At 62.3% G+C, this 24,886-nt stretch carries 18 protein-coding genes; 6 read left to right on the top strand and 12 right to left on the bottom strand.

Annotated elements, in window-relative coordinates; all coding sequences use genetic code 11:
- Positions 1 to 166: 166 nt before the first annotated feature.
- Positions 167 to 2,092, top strand: a complete 1,926-nt coding sequence (locus DWV00_RS08075; RefSeq protein WP_115533039.1) for a potassium transporter Kup — start codon at positions 167 to 169, stop codon at positions 2,090 to 2,092.
- A gap of 837 nt (positions 2,093 to 2,929) precedes the next feature.
- Positions 2,930 to 3,727 (top strand): DUF899 domain-containing protein, encoded by a 798-nt coding sequence (locus tag DWV00_RS08065; protein ID WP_181885387.1) that lies wholly within the window; start codon positions 2,930 to 2,932, stop codon positions 3,725 to 3,727.
- An 81-nt stretch (positions 3,728 to 3,808) separates the two neighbouring features.
- On the opposite strand, the gene DWV00_RS08060 is transcribed toward DWV00_RS08065, so the two are convergent.
- The 6 genes from DWV00_RS08060 to DWV00_RS08030 form a co-directional block, all read right to left on the bottom strand.
- Entirely contained in the window at positions 3,809 to 5,251 is a 1,443-nt protein-coding gene (locus DWV00_RS08060; protein ID WP_245964775.1) for a Fic family protein, read from the bottom strand.
- A gap of 384 nt (positions 5,252 to 5,635) precedes the next feature.
- On the bottom strand, positions 5,636 to 7,333 hold the full coding sequence (locus DWV00_RS08055) for a ShlB/FhaC/HecB family hemolysin secretion/activation protein (protein ID WP_115533037.1): 1,698 nt from the start codon (positions 7,331 to 7,333) through the stop codon (positions 5,636 to 5,638).
- 18 nt (positions 7,334 to 7,351) lie between these two features.
- Positions 7,352 to 13,108 carry a YDG domain-containing protein gene (locus DWV00_RS08050; protein ID WP_115533036.1) on the bottom strand — a complete coding sequence of 1,919 codons (5,757 nt, stop codon included), beginning with the start codon at positions 13,106 to 13,108 and terminating at the stop codon, positions 7,352 to 7,354.
- Positions 13,109 to 13,836: 728 nt separating this feature from the next.
- Entirely contained in the window at positions 13,837 to 14,049 is a 213-nt protein-coding gene (gene rpsU / locus DWV00_RS08040; RefSeq protein WP_115533035.1) for a 30S ribosomal protein S21, read from the bottom strand.
- A 377-nt stretch (positions 14,050 to 14,426) separates the two neighbouring features.
- Positions 14,427 to 14,651, bottom strand: coding sequence for a hypothetical protein (locus tag DWV00_RS08035; RefSeq protein WP_115533034.1), 225 nt, complete (start codon positions 14,649 to 14,651; stop codon positions 14,427 to 14,429).
- Positions 14,652 to 14,928: 277 nt separating this feature from the next.
- Positions 14,929 to 15,132, bottom strand: a complete 204-nt coding sequence (locus DWV00_RS08030; protein WP_115533033.1) for a cold-shock protein — start codon at positions 15,130 to 15,132, stop codon at positions 14,929 to 14,931.
- Positions 15,133 to 15,477: 345 nt separating this feature from the next.
- On the opposite strand from DWV00_RS08030, the gene DWV00_RS08025 reads away from it, so the two are divergent.
- A complete protein-coding gene (locus tag DWV00_RS08025; RefSeq protein WP_115533032.1) occupies positions 15,478 to 16,353 on the top strand; it encodes a lipid A biosynthesis lauroyl acyltransferase in 876 nt (291 codons plus the stop codon).
- Positions 16,354 to 16,488: 135 nt separating this feature from the next.
- Here DWV00_RS08025 and DWV00_RS08020 read toward each other — a convergent pair whose 3' ends face one another.
- Complete coding sequence (locus DWV00_RS08020) at positions 16,489 to 16,941, bottom strand: winged helix-turn-helix transcriptional regulator (RefSeq protein ID WP_115533031.1); 453 nt, start codon at positions 16,939 to 16,941, stop codon at positions 16,489 to 16,491.
- Positions 16,942 to 17,101: 160 nt separating this feature from the next.
- Here DWV00_RS08020 and DWV00_RS08015 point away from each other — a divergent pair, with 160 nt between their 5' ends.
- Positions 17,102 to 17,722, top strand: coding sequence for an NADPH-dependent F420 reductase (locus DWV00_RS08015; RefSeq protein ID WP_115533073.1), 621 nt, complete (start codon positions 17,102 to 17,104; stop codon positions 17,720 to 17,722).
- Positions 17,723 to 17,746: 24 nt separating this feature from the next.
- Here DWV00_RS08015 and DWV00_RS35055 read toward each other — a convergent pair whose 3' ends face one another.
- Positions 17,747 to 17,896, bottom strand: a complete 150-nt coding sequence (locus tag DWV00_RS35055; RefSeq protein WP_245964774.1) for an alpha/beta fold hydrolase — start codon at positions 17,894 to 17,896, stop codon at positions 17,747 to 17,749.
- 1,064 nt (positions 17,897 to 18,960) lie between these two features.
- Between DWV00_RS35055 and DWV00_RS08005 the strand changes: the two genes are divergently transcribed.
- Both DWV00_RS08005 and DWV00_RS08000 read left to right on the top strand, forming a co-directional pair.
- Positions 18,961 to 19,575, top strand: coding sequence for a type IV toxin-antitoxin system AbiEi family antitoxin domain-containing protein (locus tag DWV00_RS08005; protein WP_115533030.1), 615 nt, complete (start codon positions 18,961 to 18,963; stop codon positions 19,573 to 19,575).
- Positions 19,572 to 20,339: a nucleotidyl transferase AbiEii/AbiGii toxin family protein gene (locus tag DWV00_RS08000; protein ID WP_115533029.1), complete on the top strand. Its 768-nt coding sequence runs from the start codon at positions 19,572 to 19,574 to the stop codon at positions 20,337 to 20,339. Before DWV00_RS08005 ends, DWV00_RS08000 begins: the two co-directional genes overlap by 4 nt.
- On the opposite strand, the gene DWV00_RS07995 is transcribed toward DWV00_RS08000, so the two are convergent.
- The 4 genes from DWV00_RS07995 to guaB all read right to left on the bottom strand — a co-directional run bounded on the left by DWV00_RS07995 (position 20,330) and on the right by guaB (position 24,824).
- Complete coding sequence (locus DWV00_RS07995; protein ID WP_245964773.1) at positions 20,330 to 20,614, bottom strand: XRE family transcriptional regulator; 285 nt, start codon at positions 20,612 to 20,614, stop codon at positions 20,330 to 20,332. The two genes, DWV00_RS08000 and DWV00_RS07995, sit on opposite strands and share 10 nt — an antisense overlap.
- Positions 20,615 to 20,890: 276 nt before the next feature.
- Positions 20,891 to 22,474 carry a glutamine-hydrolyzing GMP synthase gene (guaA, locus tag DWV00_RS07990; RefSeq protein ID WP_115533027.1) on the bottom strand — a complete coding sequence of 528 codons (1,584 nt, stop codon included), beginning with the start codon at positions 22,472 to 22,474 and terminating at the stop codon, positions 20,891 to 20,893.
- Positions 22,475 to 22,612: 138 nt separating this feature from the next.
- The gene (locus tag DWV00_RS07985; protein WP_115533026.1) at positions 22,613 to 23,350 is read right to left on the bottom strand and encodes a hypothetical protein; all 738 of its coding nucleotides are present in this window, start codon (positions 23,348 to 23,350) and stop codon (positions 22,613 to 22,615) included.
- A 13-nt stretch (positions 23,351 to 23,363) separates the two neighbouring features.
- The gene (gene guaB, locus DWV00_RS07980; RefSeq protein WP_115533025.1) at positions 23,364 to 24,824 is read right to left on the bottom strand and encodes an IMP dehydrogenase; all 1,461 of its coding nucleotides are present in this window, start codon (positions 24,822 to 24,824) and stop codon (positions 23,364 to 23,366) included.
- Positions 24,825 to 24,886: the final 62 nt, after the last annotated feature.

Here is a 24,886-nt window from a genome sequence, read left to right as displayed (position 1 = left end):
CCGTGCGAACGGCGCTTTTGCGAGCAGTTCCGCTATTTCTTCTTGCCGCAGCATGAAAAGCCGCCTTCGCCGAGTACACGAACGGCTTGACATCGCTCCGTAAAGAAGAAGCGGCCGCCCCGCAGTCAGCCGTCTCGCTGCAGTGCGACAAAGCCAGGAGACAAACATGGGACATCCCGCATCCGCCGTGCCCGAAACCGACCGGATCGGCATGCCCGACCCGCATCAGCCGGACCTGCGGGCGCTCGCGCTTGCCGCGCTCGGGGTCGTCTACGGCGACATCGGCACGAGCCCGCTCTACACGCTATCCACCGTATTCAGCGCCGACAACGGACTGGCATTGAACGCCTTCAACATCGTCGGCATCGTCTCGTTGATCTTCTGGTCGTTGATGGTGGTCGTCTCGCTCAAATATGTGGCGCTGATCCTCCGTGCGAACAACCATGGCGAAGGCGGGATCATGGCGCTGCTCGCGCTCGCTGCTTCGTCGGTCGCGGACCGGCCACGCTTGCGCCGCACCCTGCTCGCGGTCGGCGTGATGGGCGCCGCCCTATTCTTCGGCGACAGCGTGATCACGCCGGCGATCTCGGTGCTGAGCGCCGTGGAGGGCCTCGAAGTCGCGGCGCCGGTGCTGAAGACGTTCGTGATCCCGGTGACGCTGGCGGCGCTCATAGCGCTGTTCGTGATGCAAAAGCACGGCACGAGCGGCATCGGCCGGGTGTTCGGGCCGGTGATGGTGCTCTGGTTCATCGTGATCGGCATCGCAGGGCTAGTCCAGATCGTCGCGACACCGATCGTCCTCGTTGCGCTCAATCCGCTGCGAGGACTCGAGTTTTGCGCCCACCATCGATGGCTGGCGTTCGTCGCGCTCGGCGCTGTCGTCTTGTCGCTGACCGGCGCCGAGGCGCTATATGCAGACATGGGGCATTTCGGCAAACGGCCGATTCGCCTCACGTGGTTTGGCCTGGTGTTTCCCGCGCTCGCACTCAATTACCTGGGCCAGGGCGCGCTCTTGCTCTCTCACCCCGGCGCGCTGCAAAACCCGTTCTATCTGCTCTTTCCGCAATGGGCCATCTTCCCGATGATCGTGCTTGCCACGATCGCAACCGTGATCGCATCGCAGGCCGTGATTTCCGGCACCTACTCGATGACGAAGCAGGCCATGCAGCTGTCTTTCCTGCCGCGGATCAACATCGTTCATACGTCCGAGCAGGAAATCGGCCAAATCTATGTGCCGGGCATCAACTGGATATTGCTCGCCGCCGTGGTCGCGGCAGTAGTCGGATTCGGCTCGTCTACCGCGCTCGGCTCCGCATACGGGATTGCAGTCACCGGCACGATGCTCATCACGACATTCCTGACGTTCTTCGTCGTTCGCTACGCGTGGCATTACAACTGGTTGCTGTGCATCCTGGCGACGGCCTTCTTCTTCGTCATCGACGCGCTGTTCTTCTCCGCGAACCTGCTGAAGATCGTCGAGGGCGGCTGGTTCCCGCTCGTGATCGGCGTCGTCATGTTCACGATCATGGCGACTTGGGGCCGCGGCTGGGAACTGATGCTGGCCGAAGCGCGCGAACGCGCCGGGACGACGCCGCTCCAACCGTACCTGACTTCGCTTCTTGCGCAATCTCCCGTGCGTGTGGGCGGTACGGCGATTTTCCTGACGCCGACGCCGGATGCCGTGCCGCACGCCCTCATCAACAACCTGCGCCACAACCGCGTATTGCATGAACACGTGGTGTTCCTCACCGTAGTCACCAAGGATGTGCCGCGGGTACCCGAGCGCGGCCGCTTCAGAGTGGAGCAGCTATGTCCCGGCTGTTTCCGGGCTACGATCACCTACGGGTTCAAGGACGAAGTCGATTTGCCTCAAACGCTGGGCGCGAGCACCGTCGCGGGGTTCAAGTTCGAGCCGTCGGAGACCTCGTGGTTCCTGAGCCGAGCGGCGGTCGTGCCGAAGTCGGGACGCGGGATGGCGCTCTGGCGGGAGCGGCTCTTCGCGGTAATGCTGCACAACGTCGGCAACATCGCCGCATTCTTCAAACTGCCGGCGAATCGGGTGATCGAGGTGGGGGCGCGGGTGGAGCTTTAGCGCGGGTGGCGCTAGGGCATCCAAGCAACGCTACCGGAGGCGACCCGCCATCACGATCGCTGGCCGCCCGCACCTTTACCTTCACTGGCTTGCACCCTCCGGAATATTTGCGTGTCCTCCGGCTCGTGGTGGAGCGAGTGGCGCGGTGCCTGCGTCCGAAACACCCGCCACAGGAGCAGAAGCCGCGGCGGCTGGAGCGGATGCGGTATCGGCGGCGGGACTCGATACGGCAGGGGCAGCCGGCGCTTCGCTCGACGCCGCGGCCGCATCCGACGCAGCAGGGGCGGAAGATTCGTCACTGCTCTTGCTGCATGCCGCGAGAGCCATAGCCGTCAGCAGAGATGCTGCGAGAAGGGATTTCTTCAAAATCATCTCCTTTTGCGATTTGAATTAAGAGCTTGAGATAACACCGCTATGCTGCTGGCCGGCAAAGATATCCAGATTACTCAAAGCAGTCGTTCGACGCCAGAGAATCGATATTCGATCGGATTATCGATTGCAATGCTTTCTTGCTGTTGGGGCTGGCGCGATCTTATGGCGCTAATTGCCTGTGGCCGAGTCCGATTTTGCCGAATCGGGCGCGCAAAGCAGGAAGCGGGTCGTGATGTCGCCTTTCGGCCGGTCGACTTCAACTCCCTCGAACGCGCGTTCATGCGCTCGGCCTGACCGACGGTAATCGGCGATTCGATCGAAATACCGCCACATTTGTTACTCCCAACCTTCGCCTGAACGGTCCAAACTATTTTCACGGCCAACACCCAGCGACGCGCGGCAAATGGAATGTCACCTTAGCTGCAAAGCGCGAAAACGTCCCCGAATCAGGAGGTTGAAAAAGCCATGACTACTTCAAGCGGAAACGAAAGGAAAGACGGACAGCAGCCCACCATGCGCACGCCACCGGTTGTATCGCCGCAGGCATGGGAGACTGCGCGTCAGCAGTTGCTCGTCAAGGAAAAGGCTCAGACGCGTGCCCGTGACGCCCTCGCAGCGGAGCGTCGCCGGATGCCGTGGATGGCTGTGGAAAGCGCTTATGTCTTTGAAGGACCGTCAGGCAAGACGAGTCTGCTGGATCTGTTCGAAGGACGGCGTCAACTCATCGTCTACCGTGCCTTCTACGAGCCGGGCGTATTCGGCTGGCCCGATCATGGCTGCCGAGGCTGCTCGATGGTGGCCGATCAGGTCGCCCACGTCGCCCATCTTAACGCTCGCGACACCACGCTTGTCTTCGTCTCGCGTGCGCCGCAGGCGGACATTGCGAGACTGAAGGCGCGGATGGGCTGGGATATACCGTGGTTCACACTCACGGACAACTTCGACGCCGACTTCGGCGTGGGCGAATGGCACGGCACGAACGTGTTCTACCGTGACGGCGATCGGGTATTCCGCACCTACTTCATCAACAATCGCGGCGACGAGCAGATGGGCGGCACCTGGAACTACCTCGACATCACGCCGCTAGGCCGGCAAGAAGTCTGGGAAGACTCGCCCGAGGGCTATCCTCAGACGCCAACCTACAAGTGGTGGAACTGGCACGACAGCTATGTCGCGGACGCGCCGCCGGACAAGAAATGGGTGGAAGTGTCGGATGCCGGAGAAGCGGCATTTCGGAAGCAAGCGACTAACGGGCAGCCGTGAATCGAGGGGGCACCCCAAGGTGCCCCATATCAATCAGCCACGTCCAACTCACGCCTAGCCGATCGTCAACCATTTACCGCGCTACCCAATTCCCTGAAAAGCCTGCGACACGGCCTCGACAATTTCATCCCATATACCCGGTCGACGCAGTATTGGAATTTCCTTCGCCAATACATTGCTGAGTTCTCCGCGGTGCTGTTCGATCGAACGAAGCACACGGTCGGCTTGATGATCCGGCATCTCGACGACCTCTTTCAACGCGGCACGCGCACGGCCATGGCGGCGAAGATAGCGCGACTCTTCCCGCATCTGTTCGGTCAATGTCCGAGCCACAATGTTCGCGAGGAACACAACATGAGGCGCCAGATCCGGATAGCGCCACAGCGGTCTGGCTTGCTCCGCCCCACCAAACGCAAAATTCGACACCACGCCGTCCGGCCACGTTGTCTGCACCGGCTCGAAGGAGACGTGCTTCCGTACGGCTTGCATCAAAGGCTGTGACACCGAATCGAGCACCTGGTCATAACCACGACGCTCGACCGCATTGTCGGTAATGACCGCAGACACCGGCAGGATCACCGGGTCGGGCACCGCTCCGTCACGCCGCAACACGTCGTTGATCAAGAAGCGGTGCACGCGGCCGTTACCGTCCGCCAGTGGATGGATATAAACCAAGCCGAACGCCGCGACCGCACTGCGCATCACGGACGACTGGCCCTGAGTTCTCTCGAGGAATGCACGCAGCCCGTCCAGCATCGCGGCCACATCCTCGGCTGGAGGCGCCACATAGTGCACGACTTCCTGGTAGCGGACGGTTTCTCCGACGAAAACAGGAGATTGCCGCAGGCCGAAGTGCGTGATCGTCGTCCGGTCACCGAGTATGTCCCGCTGAAGTTCGGCTAGTGCCGCATCGCTCAAGGGCAGTTCCCCGTGCCCGGTACGCCGCGCCATCACATCCGCAAACCGCTGAACGCGGTCGCCCCGATCTGCCTCCCCCTCAATGGCAAAGCTTGCCCTGCTTTCCCGCAGGGTCATCCAGACGGCAGCCCGGATCAGCAGATCCTCGCCGAACTCGCCCGCGAGCCCGGCGAATAGATCAGGAACATTCAAAGCGGATGCATCCTGCACGGCGTTTGTCTTGGCCACGATCGGGCAAAAGTGGCGAGTTCCAGGCAGGTTGTCGTTCACCCGCCAGCGCCGTACTTTGACCGCTCGGTCAGGCGAGGCCGCCACTAGCTTGGTCAAGTCGATCGCATCGACGTAGTTGCCCCCCAAGTTCTCGGGCGGGGCCAATTCCCGTGCAGTCAGCCATTCATAGAGGAAGGCAGCGCGACGCGCATACTGCCCGGTAGGCTCCGCGGCTACCCATTCCTGGATGAAATCAGGCCCGGTGCGCTGGAACAGCCGGGCCAGAAACTCGAGATGCGGAACCTCATGGCGTAGATGGAACTGCAGATGGGCTGCCGGCAAGTCCGCCGGTCGCATAATCTCCAGATACGTCTCCAGCCGGAACCCTTCTTTCACCTCCGTGGATCGCCGCCCGCCCACTTGGCTAAGCACGGGCATCCGAAACATGGGCAACACGTCATAGGCACGCGCCAACCACGCGCCAACCACGCGCCACCAATCGGGTCGATCGGCAGGTCGCTCATAGCCTACTGTCTCCCGCAAGACGACTTACGCTCGCTCAAAAACGATTAGAATCGAGGTCAATTGCTCAAATTCGATTATGCTCCTGCCAAACGGTTTTTCCAACCGGCCAACCACCTGTGAGCGCTCGAAGAAAAGGGGCGCCGCAAGGCGCCCCCAAAATCAATCAGCTATATCCGATTGACTCCTAGCCGATCGTCAACCAAACGGTTAGAGCCTCATCTAGACGACGCTTGTGCGCGATCACGTCGCCACCGCTTAGAACGCCTTGCTCAACTGCACCCACCCGCGCACCGACGACGTGCTGCCCGCCTGCACCGGCCGAGCGCCCACCGGCGTCGCCACCGATGCACTCACGCTCGTGCCATGCGGGCCCGCCCAGTTCACCCCCACCCCGGCGCCGCCCAGGTTCGCGCTGTTCGAGCCCGCCTCGAACCCGTTGCGGTTGATGCTCACGTGCGCCGCGTCCACAAACGCGATCGCCTGCCACTGCCCGTACCACGCCTGCGGCATCGTGTGACGCAACTCCAGCGTGACGACACCGCCGTCGTCGCCTGACACCGCGTTCACGTCATAGGCCCGCACCGAGCCCGGCCCGCCCACCACCAACTGTTGCGACGAGTCCAGGTTGCCCGACGCCAATTGCCCCGAGATCGACAGGTACAGCGCATTGCCCCCGCCCAGATCCTGCAGCCGCGTCGCGCTCAGGCTCCACTTCGAGAAGCCCCCCTGCGTGCTCGCGCCCGACGCATCGACGGCCTGCGCTGCCGCGTTGTCGAAGCTCACGTGCCCGTACGTCCAGCTCAAGCTCCACACGCTCACCGCCCCCGCCAGCACAGCGTCACGCACGTCGCCCGATAGCGTCGTCGTCACGTTGTCCAGATGCCGTCTGGTGGCGGTACCGTTCGCACCGATCTCGTCGTCCAGCGACAGGTGGTCATACTCGAGCCCGGCATAGACGTTCAGATTGCGGCTTCGAATCAGCGGCTGCCTCACATCCGCGCTCGTCACCTGCGCCGTGCCGTGTGCATTGAGCGGCGACAGCGATCCCCCCAGCCGGTAGTCCAGCGCCGAGAACGACGCGCCCAGCCGCGTGCCCTCCCCGTTCAGCAGCGTGTCGTACCCGACGCGGCCATAGTTCATGTCCGCCCCGCTCGTCAGCCCGCTCACGCTCAGCTCGTCGCCGTGATGCAGCGGATTGAGCACGCTGACCGTGGCCGCCAACCGCGGGCGGCCGCTGTACGCGTTGTTGTAGTCGTCCGCCGTCACGCTGCCCGTGACCATCGAAGCCGAGGACGTGGCCACGTCCAGGTCCGACGTGCCCACCGCCGCTCCCGGTTTCAGCGTCGCGTTCACCGCCAGGCCCGGAATGTCGGAAAGCAGCAGCAGCGCGCGATCCATCTGCGCCTGCGTCACGACCGCCCCGCTTTGCAAGCCACCCAGCGTGGCCTGCAGCAGCGCGTCGCCGACACGGCTGTGATTGTCCAGTTCGATCTTGCCGTAGCGCGCTTCGATGACCTCGATTCGCACTACGCCACCGGTCAGCGTCTGCGCCGGCACGATGGCCCGCGCGAGCGGATAGCCGTGCGCGTGGTAGTAATCGGTGATCCTCAGCGCCAGCGCTCCGAGTTCAGGCAGCGTCAGTTGCTTGCCTTCGGATGAGGCGACCAGCGCATGCAGCGTAGCCGTGTCGATCTTGCTGTTGCCCGTGATCTGGATGTGCTCGACCTCGAAGGGCATGCTGCTCGGCAACGTGCTGCCGGCAGGCTGCTCGATGCTCAGGCCCGGGCGGTTCGCGCTCGGGCCTGGCGATACGGCCGGTTGGCTCTGCTGAAGCATCGTGCCCGCATTCGGGATCACAGGACCGGCGGCATGAGCGGCAACGGGGGACAGCGCGCCCACAAGGGCGGCGAAAAGCGGCCGCCGCGCAAGGCGGCCGCGAGTGGAACGTGTCATGGATGTGATGGATACGGATCAGTTCTGGCCAAGCAGCGCGTCAGCGGGCAACGTCACGCCCAGACGCTCGATTTGCAGCGTGCCCTTACCGCCCACGCTCATCGTGACGGTCGGCGTGGGGGTCGAGAGCGAGGCAGCGCCCGCCCCACCGCTCGACGAGGCCGGGCTCGGCGTTTCGCTCAACTGGACCGGCGCCGATATCTCGGAGATCGTCGACGAAGCGTTGAGCGATGGTCCGACACTGACCGATGAGCCGGCGCTGGCCGATGAGCCGCTGCTGAACGATGGCTCGGTGCTTAACGATGACCCACCGCTGCCGGTGCTCGCGAACGTCGCCTGGGTCAGTTGGCCCGCGTTCGGAAGCGTGGTTTGGGAGGAAAACTTCTGGGCCGTCGTCGTCGCGTTCCCGGAGGAGGCCGACTGGGACGAACCAGACGTGCTGGACGTGCTGGACGTGCTGGACGTGCCCGTCGCCGCTGCGGTGATCGTCAGCGCCGTTGCGTTGCCGGCCGCCTGCGTGAAGACATAGTTCGATGCCGTGAGTCCGCCACCGTCGATCGCATAGCTACCGGGCGCGGACGATGTAGTTGCGTTGGCGGTCCACGCGAGCGCGCCCGTGGTCGCATTGGCCTGCGTGTCGCCGGCCGCGAAACCCGTGACCGTCCCCGTCGAATTCGGCAACGACTTGCCCGCCACGCTCGATGTCGGCGTCGCCGTGTAGGTCAACGTCGCAGGCGTGATATTCGCCGAGAGAGTGGGCAGCGCGATCAGGTAGTCGTTGGCATCCGTGCCGCTAAGCGTATCCGTGGCGGTGACGGCAATGCCGCTACCGACGCTCTTCGAGGCGAACGTGCCCGACTGGTTCAGCGTCACCGTATTGGCATCGTTGCCGATCAAACCAGAGAGCGTGCCGCCCGTGAACGTCGCGGCCGTCGTGCCGTCGTACACCTTGTTGTTCGCGCTCGCGCCCGTGACTGTCAACGTTGCGGGCGTGATGTTCGCGGCGAGATTCGCGGGCTGCTGGGCGATCACATAGTCGCCCGCGTTCGTGCCGCTCAGCGTATCCGTGGCGGCAACTGCAATGCCAGTGCCGACGTTCTTGGAAGCGAACGTGCCCGACTGGCTCAGCGTGACGGTATTTGCATCGTTGCCGATCAAACCTGACAGCGTGCCACCCGCGAGCGTCGCGGTCGTCGTGCCGTCGTACACCTTGCTGCTCGCGCTCGAGCCCGTCACCGTCAACGTCGCCGGCGTGATGTTCGCGGCGAGATTCGTCGGTTGTTGACCGATCACGTAGTCGCCCGCATCCGTTCCGCTAAGCGTATCTGCTGCGGCAACGGCAATGCCCGTACCGACGTTCTTCGAGGCAAACGTACCCGACTGGTTCAACGTGACCGTCGTTGCATCAGCACCTATCAAACCCGACAGCGTGCCACCCGTAAGCGTGGCCGTCGTCGCGCCGTCGTACACCTTGTTGCTCGCGCTTGTGCCCGCCACCGTCAACGTCGCCGGCGTGATGTTCGCGGTCAAATTCGCGGGTTGCTGTGCGATTACGTAGTCGCCCGCGTTTGTGCCGCTCAGCGTATCCGTGGCGGCAACGGCAATGCCGGAGCCCACGTTCTTCGAGGCGAACGTGCCCGACTGGTTCAGCGTAACAGTATTGGCATCGTTGCCGATCAGGCCCGACAGCATACCGCCTGCAAGCGTGGCCGTTGCCGTGCCGTCATACACCTTGTTGTTCGCGCTCGTGGTACCCGTCAACGTCAGCGTCGCCGGCGTGATGTTCGCCGTGAGACCCGTGAGCTGCTGGGTGATCGCATAGTCGCTGGCGTTCGTACCGCTCAGCGAAAACGTGGCGGCAACGGCAACGCCGGTGCCGACATTCTTCGAGGCGAACGTGCCGGACTGGCTCAACGTGATACCCAATAGGTCGTTGCCGATCAGCCCGATCAGCCCGCTGCCGGTGAGCGTGGCCGTTGTCGTGCCGTCGTACACCTTGTTGCTCACGCTCGTGCCGCTCACCGTCACCGCCGCCGGCGTGATGTTCGCGATAAGACCCGTGGGTTGCGCGATCACGTAGTTGCTAGCATCCGTGCCGGCCAGAATATCCGTGGCCGTCACGGCAATGCCGGTGCCGACATCCTTCGAGGCGAACGTGCCCGACTGGATCAGCGAGACGGTCGCTGCGTCGGGACCGATCAGGCCGGACAGCGAGCCACCCGTAAGCGTCGCCGTCGTCGTCGAGTCGTACACCTTGTTGTTCGCGCTTGTGCCCGTCACCGTCAGCGTCGCCGGTGTGATGTTCGCGGTCAGATTCGCGGGCTGCTGGGCGATCACGTAATCACCCGCGTTCGTGCCGCTCAGCGTATCCGCCGCCGTCACGGCAATGCCCGTGCCGACGTCCTTCGAGGCGAACGTGCCCGACTGGTTCAGCGTGACCGTATTGGCATCATTGCCGATCAAACCTGACAGCGTGGCGCCCGTGAGCGTCGCCGTCGTCGTACCGTCGTACACCTTGTTGTTCGCGCTCGTCGTGCCCGTCAACGTCAACGTCGCCGGCGTGATGTTCGCCGTGAGTCCGGTCGGTTGCGTGATCACGTAATCGTTGGCATCCGTGCCGCTCAGCGTATCCGCGGCCGTCACGGCAACGCCCGTGCCGACATCCTTGGCAGCGAACGTGCCCGATTGGTTCAGCGTGACCGTATTGACATCGTTGCCGATCAGGCCGGAGAGCGCCCCCCCCGCTAGCGTAGCCGACGTCGTGCCGTCGTATGTCTTGTTGTTCGCGCTCGCACCCGTCACCGTCAGCGTCGCGGGCGTGATGTTCGCCGTGAGTCCGATCGGTTGCGTGATCACATAATCGTTGGCATTCGTGCCGCTCAGCGTGTCCGCAGCCGTAACCGCAATGCCCGTGCCGACATCCTTCGAAGCGAACGTGCCCAACTGGTTCAACGTAACGGTATTGACATCGTTGCCGATCAAGCCGGAGAGCGCCCCCCCCGCTAGCGTAGCCGACGTCGTGCCGTCGTATGTCTTGTTGTTCGCGCTCGTGGTACCCGTTATCGTCAGCGTCGCCGGCATCACGGTCAGCGTACCGGGCGCATACACCACCATCGCTTCGGGGTTCGTGGTGGTAAAGGTAATGGTCACGCCGCTCACCGTGAGGGCGTAAGGGGAGGCTCCTACGTTGACCGCACCTTGCGCACTCCCGCCGTACGTCGCCGTTGCGCCGGAAATGACACCGGGGCCGGTAGCTGAATAGCCAAAGCCACCCGAAAAGCTCGTGCCGTCATAGGTCTTGCTCCCGCTGGTGGCGGTCACCGTCACGGGCTGCACGAGTGCGGTCAGGATCGGAGCGGAAGCGCCATTGGTGCCCATCGTCCAGGTGTTGGTGAAATCCCAACCCGTGAACTTGCTCGCGTTTCCCATCTGGGCGGTGGTCAGCCCAGTTCCCCAAGTCGCGGTTAACTGACCGGACGTCGTAGTATTCCAGTAGCCGCTGGTGAGAGGCGCACTTCCGCTTCCTATGAGCCCCCCTGGGGTACCCGTCGCGGACAACGCTCCACTCGCGTAAACATCCGCAGTCGTGCCACCGAGGGCCGTGCCAATTAGCCCTCCCACATTAGTGTCACCGGTAACACTGCCGGTCGCGTAGGCATTCGTGATTTGGCCTTGAGCCAACCCAACCAAGCCCCCGACGACGTTCGTGCTGGCGGCATTGACGTTGCCCGTGGCATAGGATTGACTGATGGAGCCCGAGTGTGCATCCGTGCCAACCAATCCTCCCGCGTCAGTGCGAGTGCTACCTGTGGATGATTGCGTCACGTTGGACGTGCTGTAGCTCAATGTGATCGAGCCGGAGTTCCACCCCGCCAAGCCTCCGAAGACGGTGGTGCCGGTCACTGCGCCGGTGGAGTAACTATTGGCGATGGATCCCGGCGTAGTCGAATTCCCTACCAGGCCACCTACGTTTTGCGTGCCTGTCACGCTAGCCGTTGAATAGCTGTTGCTAACCGCCCCCAGGTTGTCGCCGATCAGAGCGCCGACGTTCTCATACCCCGTAACGGTTCCGCCAACGATGCCCACGTCCCTTATCACGGCCGTCGCGGTGGTTGTGGCGAACAATCCGACGTCTAGCGAGGTGCTCTTGCTGATCGTCAGATTGCTGATCGTATGCCCGAGCCCATCGAACACGTTGTTGAATCCGCTGATCGGGGCAAATCCGGCGCCGCTGCTCCAGCCGGAGGTAGCAGTCGCATCGATATTGCTGCCCAATGCATAGTTGACGCCACCCATGCCTTGCAGGTCCGTACCGGTGGTGCTGCCCGCGCTACCCAGCCTTGTGATCACGGTGAATAGCGTCGTCACGCCACCGTTGCCGAGTGTGCCGAGTGTCGTGCTGAAGTTGTTGCCGGCCTGCAGGTTGATCGGCGCGTTCACGTTGTACGTCGCGGTATTCCCCGTGAAAGTGGCCTGCTGGCCGTACAACAGCGACAGAGCGCCGAATATACCGTTCGCCGTGATGCTTTGATTGATGTTGATGTTGTTCTGCGCGCTCAACGTCAGCGTGGTATTGCTGCCCCAAGTTACCGTGTCGTTGATGTTGACGTTGCCGCTGCTGCCCGATGTGCCGGTTGTGCTTTGCAGCGTCACACTACCTTGATTCAACGCCGCGCTCAGCGTCGCGCCCGTCATGTCGCCGCCGCTGGCGGCCACCGTGAAGTCGGTCGGATCGATCAGCCAAGACCCAGACTGTCCGTTTGCCGCCAGCGTCGTAACCGTCGTGCCCGGCGCCACTTTCACGTTTGCCGCGCTCGTCTCGATCGCCCCGCCGTTGCCGCCGCTCGGCGCGCTCGCATCGAGCGTCCCGCTCACGTTGACGGTACCGTCCGCCATCCCGCCCAACAGCGTAATCGTGCCGCCTTGGTTTTCCACCGTGCGCGCTTCGACGACGCCCGTGTTATTGACTACGCTGGCCAGCAGCGCATCCTTGGCGCCCGCCGACATCATCACCGTGCCGCCGTCTGCTTGGATCAGCGCGCCGTTTTGCGCGAGATTGTTCAGCGTGCTTTGATCGACCTGCATGCCGACCAGGCTGTCGCCGCTGAAGTTGAGCGTCACCGCACTGCCCGCGCCGAGCGCCACCGCGCCTCGCTGCGCGACGATCGTGCCTTCGTTGTCGACGTGATTGCCGAGCAAGGCCACATAGCCGCCATTCGCGGCGGTGATCGTGCCTTGATTGAGCACCGTGCCCGTGCCGGTACCGCTAAACGTGCGCGCATTGCCGGACAGGCTCGCGTCGTTCACGTCGAGCGTCGATGCGACCAACCCGCCGACGTTGACCTGCGCGCCGCGGCCGAACACGATCCCGTTGGGGTTGATCAGGTACACCTGACCGTTGGCATTGAGCTTGCCGAGAATTTGCGAACCGCTCGTATCGAAGATGCGGTTCACAGCGATCGCCGACTTCGAGGGCTGCACGAAATTCACCGTTTCTTGCGGCGCCACGTTGAAGCTGTTCCAATTCACCGACATCGTCGGGCTGGACTGCACGATCGTGGTCGTCGTGCCGCTACTGCCGATATGGCCCGCGCCCGACACCACCTGGCCACCGGACGGCGCGGCCTGCGCCACTTGCGCCACGGCCGCGGTCAGTGCCAACGCCGCCACCGCAAGCTTGGTCCCCGTTCCCTTGGTTCTTCCCCGTGCAGTTTCCGAAACGGCAACCCAACGGTGATACCGCTGGCTCCAAACCAGTCGATAGGCGTGGTTCATCAATACCCCGAATAATTACTAGTACTAGTGTCTTTTTGTACAAGCGCGACGAGCAGCCGCGCTCGCTAAGCTCGCGTTTGATTCCGCCGAATGGAAACCGGGTGCGAACGGCATCGAATCGCCCCGAGTCCCGCGGCAGGCCGCCAGCCGTCGCGCCAGTCACGATGCGTGTTTACCCGGCCGCATCTCGAAAGCAAAAATATGACTGTTTGTAAGGCCGAGCGGACTTTGCCATGGGGCCGAAGGGAGCGTCAACGCCGCACGCACGAGTTAAACGTTTGCGTGTTGCATGCCCTAAATATTTTTTTTCTTACAGCGATTTACTGGGCTGCGAAGCGATTTTTCGCAGCAGTGCGGCCGCCATCGGACCCCATGCTGGACGAACGCAATGACGTGTCCGGGGCATGCCGATACACATGGGCCACATGCGCGGCATGCGTCCGCGCGCAGCGATTTCGCGGTTCCGCTCGATCAGCGGGGACGAAGTGTTCGGCGGGACCATGGCCGTACTGAGACGGAACGTATGGCTTCACCGCCGAAAAATATGTGAATCGTGGTGTTGTAGTGAGGCTCTTGTACGCCTCAGGGAAGATATCGCGGGCTCGGGGATCGGGCTGTCGCTCACTGAGCATCAGCCACGATCGCCGTTCCCTTTGCCTCGCGGCAACCGGGCGCCGGACGCCCGGCGTCAGACGGCCGCTTCAGCGTGGCTGCCCGGCAAATTTCGGTCAATACCGCTTTTTCGGCGGCATCGACCGTTTGATCTGCTTGCGCAGGCGTGCCACTGCGGCAGCCTTTTTGCGCTTGCGTTCTGCGGTAGGTTTTTCATAGGCCGTCCGGGCACGAAGCTCCGGAATCAAGCCGTTGCGCTCGATCGCGCGACGGAAACGGCGCAAGGCAACTTCCACGGGCTCGTCGGGTTTCAGAATTACGGTAGTCAATTTTTTCCTTGGTTGAGATCCGGCATCAGCGGTGATGTGGATGTGGCGTGCGCGCAGCGTCGTCGATGCGAATGTGATTCTTGCGAACACGACCAGACGCGCACGCCCCTCTCACCGCGCCACTTGTGCGGGCGGTGAATCAGGTGCGCGAGGGGAATGGTCAGACCTGGCTGCTCACAAAACCGGGCCGATGCGACTCCGGGCGTGCAATCCAGCAAGCAGTGTTATCACTGCCTTCACTGGCCTATCAATGGCGGATTCGCGACTAACCGACACGCGTCACTTCGGTGCTGTGCGATACGAACTGGTCCTGCATTGTAACCTAATGCCCACGTCTTCCCCGCCACTTTCGGCGGGGCCAGAAGGACCGTGGGCTGTTAGCCGCGCGTGTCGACCCAGTTGCGTGCCCACTGGCTCGAGTGCCGCAAGGCCTGCTCTTCACTCTTGAAGTAATCGAGTGAATAAAACCAGTAGCGACCTTCGGCTCGCGCGTTATCGATGCGTTCGAGCAACAGGTTGGATGAAAAGCTACCGTCGGGCAAACGATGCGCCGAGGATTGGACGGCATAGCCGTTGTATTGTTGAACTTGTTTGTTTTGCATTTTAATTTTAATGATATTTGAGCGCGCACGTGCCGTACGAAAAGTGCACGGATGCGTCGATCCAGAGCCATTCGAGCCGACTGATGAAGCAGTCGAAAGGCGAAAGATGGCGTTGAAGCCTGGGTAGAGAATGAGGTGCAACGAGGCGTATGGCGCTCGATAAGCTGCGGAACAAGCAGGTGCAGCTAAGGCGATCGCGCCAACTTTGGGAGACAAGACTCCGCGAGGGTGTCGCTGCAACCCGGCGTCCGTCATCGGATGCCGGGCCCTTCAAACTTTACAGCGGCTTGATGTTAGCCGCTTGCAGACCCTTCGGGCCTTGCTTCGTTTCGAAGCTCACCTTCTGATTTTCAGCCAGCGTCTTGAAGCCGTCGGCCTTGATCTCGGAAAAGTGAGCGAACAGGTCTTCGCCGCCCTTGTCCGGGGTAATGAAGCCAAAGCCTTTGCTGTCGTTGAACCACTTAACGGTACCGGTTTCCATGAAAAATCCTTGAGAAAAAAAACGAAGTTTTGCCCTGCAAAAAGAGCGCGTGAAGCTTCAAGGAGGGAGAGGACAACGAATACCGCTGAGGAGCGAGCAATTGATGAACAGCAATCGAACTTCTTGAACTTCGACCGGCACATTACCCGCAAGACGGATCAGCGTCAACACTTATCTTGTAACCGTCGGTTGTTCTGTGCCCGAAGAGCGCTCGACTACGAGGCCCATGACTAGAGTCTTTGGGGCTAGGTCGCCTCTGAGCCGCCTGTTACAATGTCATGCTCGCGCGTCATCCCAGCGTCATCCCATCATCCCAATAACGTAACCACCCATAGGGCGCAATCTTTGAAACGCCTCAGCCATGCGCTCATCGTGGCATTGCTACGAACACTTTCCGTTCTTCCTTACAAATTCGTCGCAAGACTCGGGATGGTTATCGGCACTGTGTTGTATGCGCTTCCGAGCCGCCGCAAGCATATCGTCCAGGTGAACCTGCGCCTTTGCTTCCCGGAAAAAAACAGCCGCGAACTTCAGAAACTCGCGATAGCTCACTTCCGCCATGTTATTCGCAGCTATCTGGAGCGAGGCATCCAGTGGTTTGGCAGTGCGCAGGCGATCCGGGATATCGTCCAGATCGAAAGCAAAATTGATCTCGACGACGCCTCCGCCCCGCCCACCATCTTCATGGGTTTTCACTTTGTGGGCATTGAGGTCGGCTGCATGCTCTACTCGACGCACCTGCCCGTTGCCTCGCTGTACACGCGTATGTCAAGCACAGCGCTATGCGATCTGGCCAAGCGGCAACGCGGCCGATTCGGCGCGGAGATGATCGAGCGCGCAACCAGTGCCAGAAAGATCGTGGAATTGTTGCGGTCCGGCAAACCCGTCATGCTGGCGGCGGATATGGACCAGGGCGTAGACAACTCGGTTTTTGTCCCTTTCTTCGGCGTTCCCGCCTGCACACTCACGGTCGTTTCGCGTCTCGCGAGGCTGGGCCGCGCACGGGTCGTTCCGTTCGTGACTGAGGTACTCCCAAATTATCAAGGGTATAAGTTGACGATTTTCGAGCCGCTCGCGGACTTCCCGTCGGGGAACGAAGTGGCCGACGCGCGCCGCATGAATGCGTTCCTCGAGGAACAGGTCGTTAAATTTCCCGAGCAGTACTACTGGGTGCACCGACGCTTCAAGCACCGACCACCCGGCATGGCCTCAGTGTATTGAACGGTTCCGCTTGCGCACGGAGCGTAAGCGTTGCCTCACTGCCGTCATCATTTGCCCGAGCCCGCACGACTGTCGAAACGCAAAGCGCCTACGCGATCGTTCGTGCGACGCGACAGGGCGCGCTCGCCGTCTTGCTCATTCCTTGCTCTCAGGAAAGATACATCCGCCATCGCGGACCAGCGCCTTCACCTCTTCGCTCACCTCCATGGGGCTTCCGCTTAATCGAGCAAGGAACGCCTTACTGCGCAGCACGTACGACTTCGAATCGTGCTTCGCGCTCCAAAGGACTACGTTAAGCACGATGGGAATGAGGTCCAAGCCCTTCTCGGTCAGCGTGTAGAAGTCCTTGCGCTTGTCGTCGGGGCTGGGCCCCCTCGAGAGAATGCCTTGCCCCTCAAGAAAGGCAAGGCGGGAAGCAAGGACATTGGTCGCGATTCCCTCTTCCGATCTCAGGAACTCGCCATACGTCTTCTTGCCGACGAAAACGATGTCGCGAATGATCAGCAGCGACCACCGATCGCCGAAGATTTCCACGCCGTAGTTCACCGCGCAATGGGACCGAACGTCTTCTTTACCCGTCGTCTTCATGCCTAGATCTTAACATCGCTTGCGTATCGCAAGTAAGTTTGCGCAGTTTACTTGCTTTTTGCAAGTGACATGACTAGCATGCTTTGTACGTTGAGCGCGGTCACGGGATCGCGCCGGCACGCCATCCATGATCAACCCCATGTCAGCAAGGAAGCTCGAAATGAAAATCGGCTTTATCGGCGCCGGGCCTGTCGCCCAAACCATCGCCAAACACGTCTTGGCGCACGGTCATCAGGTTGTACTCAGCAATTCGCGCGGGCCTGAGTCGCTCGCCGCCCTTGTGGCGGAGTTGGGTTCCGGCGCTGCCGCGGGAACGGTGAAAGAGGCTGCTGAGCAGGACCTCGTCGTACTTGCAGTCAAATGGTGGAACGTGCAGGCGGCGTTGTTTTCGGTCGGCGACTGGTCGGGCCGGATCCTGGTGGATACGACCAACCGCGTTGCCAGCGCGGAGCCTTTGGCATTAGGCGATATAACCGGTCGGACCTCGAGCGAGATCGTCGCCGATCTCGCGCCGGGAGCGAAGGTCGTCAAGGCGTTCAACACCGTTCCGATGTCCTGGATCTCGGATGTCTCGCCGTCGAAGCGCAAGACCACGTTCTTCGTGTCCGGGGACGACGCGAGTGCCAAAAAGACGGTGAGCGATCTTATCGAGGAGATCGGTTTCTACCCCCTCGATCTAGGTTTCCTCGCAGAGGGCGGCCGACTCCAGCAACTTGGCGGGCCGCTCGTGGGGGTCAATCTTACGTTCAATGAACGGTTCGTCCTTCCGACGATCGACTGACGAGCGACGATAGGCACTGCCCGCCTAACCGCTGGTGTGATCCGCCCCACCCACCTCCTTGATGAAGGCGAGCAGGCGCTCGCCGAGCCGAGCCGGCTGCTCCTGTTGGATCCAGTGACCGGCACCGTCGATCAGCTCGATGCCGCCCATTCTCGTCGCAGCCTTTGTCCTCATGAGATCGAGCGCGCCCGGCGCCGAATAGGTGCCTCAATCGCTCGTCCCGCCAATGAAGTGCGACGGGACATCGATCGTCTTGCCCGAAAACAGGCGCAACTCAGCGTTTAGGTCAGGGTCCGAAAAGACGCGATAAGCCTGCAGAGCGCCTTGAAACCCCGTGCGGCCATACTCTCTCCGTGTACACCCCGAGTTCCGGCTCGGTGAGCCATTTGCAGGCCCCGATGTCGGCCGCGGAAGGTTGGAATGGAGCGACGGTCTGGGGCATCGTCTTGCCGAGATCCATGACGTAATAGGTGGGCGTTCGTGCAAGTTCGATGGCGGTTCGCGCCTTCAACGGATGCGGCTTATTTCCCGGCCAGTCGGCGCTCTTGACGTAGAAAAATGCACGAAGGAATGCGTGTAAGCCTTGAGGGGGGTGCCACATGTCATGGTTGGCCTCCCGCGTGCTCAAGTATTGCTGGTAATGCGCTCTCGGCGGGTCGAGCGCTGCCAGCGCGGCCGCTAACTGTTGATTTTCAGTGTTCGGTTGAACCGGCGACGCCTCGCTTTGCGCGGTGTTGTCCGGTCGACAGGCCGAGACGTGCCCGCACGTTTACGGGGATCGACCTATCGAAATGTAACGAATAGGGTACCGATAAAACTCACTCCGGGTTTTTCCTGTTTCGGCCGCGCTCCAACACACGTTAGCCGGCACCCCGGTACCCTACGTAGCGAGCGCCCGGTGAAGACATCCCCGCGCGCCCTTGCCGTCAATCAAACGAGGGCAGGCACGCAGCGATACGGTAGAAGCGCGGCGACGTCGTCATGCGGCGTCGATATCGTTAGGCTCGCTCAAACAGGCTCCCTCGAACGCGGCCCTCGATACGGTCACAACCGTAATGCGGCGCTGAGGTCAGCGTGCTCGAAGGCACTCCCCATGCGGGCAATCTCCGCGCGCCTGGAACCGACTTCCTGAGCGACCGATTGCCATGTCCGGGTCACGTTGGCCGTCATGCACCCTTGATGCATTGGTTAGTCCTTTATTGACAAATGTATAAAAAACACAACAAACTCTCGGTACGATGCCCTCCCCAGACGAAACGCTCGAACAAACCGTCCTAGCGCTCGCCGAGCGCCGGCCGCTGCTGCGCGCCCGCGATCTGGTCAAACAAGGCCTACCGACCATGGTGCTCAGCCGGCTCGTTGCCGCGGGCAAACTCGAACGCGTTGCCCGAGGCGTCTACAGCCTGCACGGGTCCGTACCCAGCGAGCATCGATCCTTGGCCGAGTCCGCGCTGCGCGTGCCGCGTGGTGTCGTGTGCCTACTGTCAGCACTGCGCGTACACGGCATCGGCACACAAGCCCCCTTCGAGGTCTGGATGGCCATTCCGCCACATACGCCCACGCCGCGCCTGGATCAGCCGTCCCTGCGCGTGGTACGCATGTCAGGCGCAGCTCTGACCGAAGGCATCGAGCGGATAGAGATCGATGGCGTACAGGTGCCCGTGTTCAACGTGGCCAAGACGGTAGCGGACTGCTTCAAGTACCGCAACAAGATCGGCCTTGACGTAGCCCTGGAAGCGCTGCGCGACGGATGGTCGCAACGCAGGCTCACGATGGACATGCTCTGGCACTATGCGACGGTAAACCGCGTGACCAATGTCATGCGCCCCTATCTCGAGAGCATGACCACATGAACCGCAACCTCGCCGCGTCCATTCGCGCTCGCCTGAAGCAGCACGCGGATGCCGCAAAGCAGGACTTCAACCTGACGCTCACCCAGTACGGGCTAGAACGGCTGCTGTACCGGCTTTCGATCTCCCGGCATGCCGACAACTACCTGCTCAAGGGGGCCCTGCTCTTTTCTTTGTGGTACGACCAGCCGCACCGGCCAACGCGTGATGCCGATCTGCTGGGTTATTGCCCAGACGACATCGACACCACCATCGCGACTTTCCGTGAGATTGGCCAGATCGAAGTCGAGGACGGCATCGCATTCGAACCTGGATCGGTCAGGGGCTCCGAAATCCGCAAGGAGGCCGGCTACGGCGGAGTACGGATCGACCTGCAGGCGAAGCTGGATGGGGCGCGCATAGCGCTGCAGGTAGATATCGGCTTCGGCGACGCCGTTACGCCGGTACCTGAACCCGTGAGCTATCCGGTGCTGCTCGACGATCTGCCGGCCCCACAACTGCGGGCCTATCCGAAGTACACAGTGGTGGCCGAGAAGTTTCACGCAGTGTGCCTGCTGGGCATGGCCAACACTCGCATGAAGGATTACTTCGATCTTTGGGTACTGCTAACCGAGGAAACCTTGGATCCAGCCGAACTGCGCCGTGCAGTCCAAGCTACGTTCGCCCGGCGAAGGCTAGCCATCCCCGAAGCGATCGGGATAACTGCCGTGTTCGCCGTCCCGCCCCCCGTCATTGACATCGCCGATATACCTCGACATCAGCCATGATCGCCCTTCCCTTTACCACGCGGCAGCCGGACGCGCCGAGGCAACGCCGCAGCGGCCAGCGACAGCCCGACGGTATCGTGAGCAGCATCGGCAACGTCTTGTAGCCCGCGTAAAAGCCCCAGCGCCAATAGCACGGCTGCATATATGCCCATGCTTACGCCCGGATCGCCCGCCTCCACGCGCTGAAGCGTTGCCCTCGACGTAAAGGCGCGCTCGGCAATCACCGCCATGGTCAACCGACGGCGCCGCCGCGCGTCGTGGATGTCGGAACCCAATTTGCGCAGCGCCCGTCGGACACCAGCGGAAGGAGCGTGAGGGGTCGGCATCGTGCTATCTTCATTGGACACTAATCCGGAATAATGTAACACGAAGATAGCATTTCGGCGCCGAAGCGATTTATGACCGAGAGCCCGCCCACTCTCCCGACACAGCGCAAGTCGACCAGACACGAATAGCATCGTTATGCCCGCGCCGATATCCAGCACCGGCAACAGCCAAAAGAAAGGGGCGCCCTAAGGCGCCCCCAATATCCATCAGCTCCGTAGTAAAACTCACTCCCACTCAATCGTCGCCGGCGGCTTCCCGGAGATGTCATAAACGACGCGATTAATCCCCCGCACCTCATTGATGATCCGGTTCGACACCTGCCCGAGCAATTCATGCGGCAGATGCGCCCAATGCGCGGTCATGAAATCGAGCGTCTGCACGGCCCGCAAGGCAACGACATACTCGTACGTACGCCCATCGCCCATCACCCCCACGCTCTTCACCGGCAGGAACACGGCGAACGCTTGACTCGTGAGGTCGTACCACGACTTGCCTGTTTCCTTGTCGATCGTATTGCGCAGCGTCTCGATGAAAATCGCATCGGCACGGCGCAGCAGATCGGCAAAATCGCGGCGCACCTCACCGAGAATCCGCACACCGAGGCCCGGCCCCGGGAACGGATGGCGATACACCATCGCGGGCGGCAACCCAAGCTTCACACCCAGTTCGCGCACCTCATCCTTGAACAGCTCGCGCAGCGGCTCGAGCAGCTTCAAATTCAGCGTCTCGGGCAGCCCGCCGACGTTGTGGTGGCTCTTGATCGTATGCGTCGCCTTCTTGCCCTTGCCGGCCGATTCGATGACGTCCGGATAGATCGTGCCTTGCGCCAGCCACTTGGCATCCGTCAGCTTGCCCGCCTCGGCTTGGAACACCTCGACGAACTCGGCACCGATGATCTTGCGCTTGTGCTCCGGATCCGTCACACCGGCCAGCTTCGAGAGGAACGCCTCGCTCGCATCGACGTGAATCACGCGCACGCCCAAATGATCGGCGAACGTCGCCATCACTTGCTCGGCTTCGTTCAAGCGCAGCAAGCCGTGATCGACGAACACGCACGTCAATTGATCGCCGATCGCGCGATGCAACAGCGCCGCGGCCACCGACGAATCGACGCCGCCCGACAAGCCGAGAATGACGTGCTCGCCGCCGACTTGCCGACGAATCTTTTCGACGGCCTCGTCGATGTAATGCCCCATCTCCCAATCGGCCTTCGCCCCGCAAATCCGCAGCACGAAGCGTTCGAGCATCGCACGGCCCTGGACCGTATGCGTCACTTCCGGGTGCCACTGCAGCCCGTAGAAGCGGCGCGCCTCGTCGGCCATCGCGGCGATCGGGCACGATTCGGTCGACGCCATCAGCGCGAAGCCTTCCGGCATCTGCGTGACTTTGTCTCCGTGGCTCATCCACACCTTCAGCATGCCGTGACCTTCCGGCGTGTGGAAATCCTCGATGCCCTCTAGCAGGCTCGTATGGTTGCGGGCGCGCACTTCGGCATAGCCGAACTCGCGCACGTGACCCAGTTCGACCTTGCCGCCGAGTTGCTCGGCCATCGTCTGCATGCCGTAGCAAATGCCGAGCACCGGCACGCCCAATTCGAACACCGCCTGCGGCGCCCGCGGCGCATCGGCTTCCGTGACCGAGCTCGGGCCGCCTGAAAGGATGATGCCCTTCGGCGCGAATTCGCGGATGAACGCGTCGTCCACGTCGTACGGATGAATCTCCGAGTAGACGTGTGCTTCGCGAATACGGCGCGCAATCAACTGAGTGACTTGCGAACCCATGTCGAGGATCAGGATCTTGTCATGCATGGTGGGCACGGATCGATAGTGAACGAATGCGGACGCAGCGCTGGCCGCGCTGCGAATGAATGGTTAAGCACCGCGTGCCGCGTAGCAGCGGCGCGCGAACGCAAGATAATTGGGTCGAAAGCGCTGGAACGAATGCGCTCAACCATGAAACGGTGGCCGTGGCGCCGACGCCGACCGACTTGCGCGCACGTCGTCGCCGCCGCTCGCGGCACCGGCGCGTGCCGATGCAGACGCGCCGTCGGCGCCACGAACGCCCGGCTCCGATGACGGTGCAAAGGGCCGCTCGACCTGCCGCTCGGTACGCGGCGGAATCCCGGCGCCCGAGGCGCCCGCGTCGCTACGCTCCGCCGGACGCAACACGGGCTCTTCAGGCGCACCAGACGCAGAGGAGGCAGATGCAGCAGGCTCCGCTGTGGCGCCTCGCCCCTTCCCTTTGCCCTTCGCGCCATTGCCGGCCGCTTGCGCGGCTTTGTCGATTTCGCGCCGGCGTACCGCCCCCGCGAAGCGCGCGCCGCCGAGCCCGACGACGATGAGCAACCCGCCGATCAACAGATTCGGCACGATCCCGAGCGCCGGCAGCCACAACTTATGCGGCCCCAGCGTCCACGCCAGCACGAGCGCGCCGGCGAGCCACGTTACATGGCCCACGATCTTCGCAACACCAATCGTCATCGCGCCATCGAAGGCACCGCGCAGCGCAAGCCATGCCAACCCGAGCAGCGCGAGGCCGAGCATCTGCCCAGCCATCGCGGGCTCGATCGGGGTCAATTGCAGCGTGCGCTGCACACCGGCAATCGGCGACAGCAGCAACGCCGCGCCGGAGCTCAGGTAGAGCCCGGCATCGACGATCAGAACGGCGCGCAGCAGCGGTTTCATCGGCGATCGGGGTTTAGTCGACGTGGTAGTTCGGCGCTTCCTTCGTGATCTGGACGTCATGCACGTGCGATTCGCGCATGCCCGCCGCCGTGATCTCGACGAATTGCGCCTTCTCGTGCATCTCGTCGATCGTGCGGCAACCGCAGTAGCCCATGCTGGCACGCACGCCGCCGATCAATTGGAACAGGATCGCACCGACCGAGCCCTTATAGGCCACGCGCCCTTCGATACCCTCGGGCACGAGCTTGTCGATATTCGCCGAGTTGTCTTGGAAGTAGCGATCGGCGGCACCGTCCTTCATCGCGCCGACCGAGCCCATGCCGCGGTACGACTTGTACTGGCGGCCTTGGAACAGGAACACATCGCCCGGCGCCTCTTCCGTGCCCGCGAACATGCTGCCCATCATGACGGCATTCGCACCGGCCGCCAGCGCCTTGCTGACGTCACCCGAGAAGCGCACGCCGCCGTCGGCGATCACGGGCACCCCAGTGCCCTTCAGCGCTTCGGCAACGTTCGTGATCGCCGTGATCTGCGGCACGCCGACGCCGGCGACGATACGCGTCGTACAGATCGAACCCGGACCGATGCCGACCTTCACGCCATCGGCACCGTATTCGACGAGCGCACGCGCCGCGTCGGCCGTGGCGATGTTGCCGCCGATGACTTCGACGTGCGGGAAGTTCTTCTTGACCCAGCGCACGCGCTCGAGCACGCCTTGGCTGTGGCCGTGCGCCGTATCGACGACGATGACGTCGACGCCGGCCGCGGCCAGCGCCGCGACGCGTTCTTCGTTGTCGGCGCCCACGCCCACCGCCGCGCCCACGCGCAGCTTGCCGTGTTCGTCCTTGCAAGCGTCCGGGTGTTCCGTTTGCTTAGTGATGTCCTTGACCGTCATCAGGCCGCGCAGCTCGAACGCGTCGTTCACGACGAGCACGCGCTCAAGGCGGTGGCTGTGCATCAGCGCCTTGGCTTCGGCCAGCGCCGTGCCTTCCTTGACCGTGACGAGGCGCTCGCGCGGCGTCATGATCGTACGCACGGGCTCGTCGAGCCGCGTCTCGAAACGCAGGTCGCGGTTCGTGACGATGCCCTTCAACTGGGCGCCTTCGACGACGGGAAAGCCCGAGATGCCATGCTGCATCGACAACGCGATCACGTCGCGCACCTTCATTTCCGGCGGAACCGTGATCGGATCGCGCACGACGCCCGATTCGAAACGCTTGACCTTCGCGACTTCGCGCGCCTGCTCGGCCGCCGTCAGGTTCTTGTGGATGATGCCGACGCCGCCTTGCTGCGCCATCGCAATCGCGAGCCGCGCTTCGGTGACCGTATCCATCGCGGCCGAAACGAGCGGCATGTTCAGGGAAATGTGGCGAGTCAGCCGGGTCTTGAGGCTGGTGTCGCGCGGCAGAACGTCGGAGAACGCCGGGACGAGGAGCACGTCATCGAACGTGAGTGCTTTTTGGATCAGACGCATGGCAAATCCTATGGGCGCAAAAGCGAATTATACGCGATACCTCCCTGCTTTTCACTGCGCGA

It is taken from the genome of Trinickia dinghuensis (assembly GCF_003367175.1).
Taxonomy (GTDB): domain Bacteria; phylum Pseudomonadota; class Gammaproteobacteria; order Burkholderiales; family Burkholderiaceae; genus Trinickia; species Trinickia dinghuensis.
The sequence above is the reverse complement of the archived record's forward strand: the minus strand, read 5'-3'. Positions and strand labels throughout refer to the sequence as shown.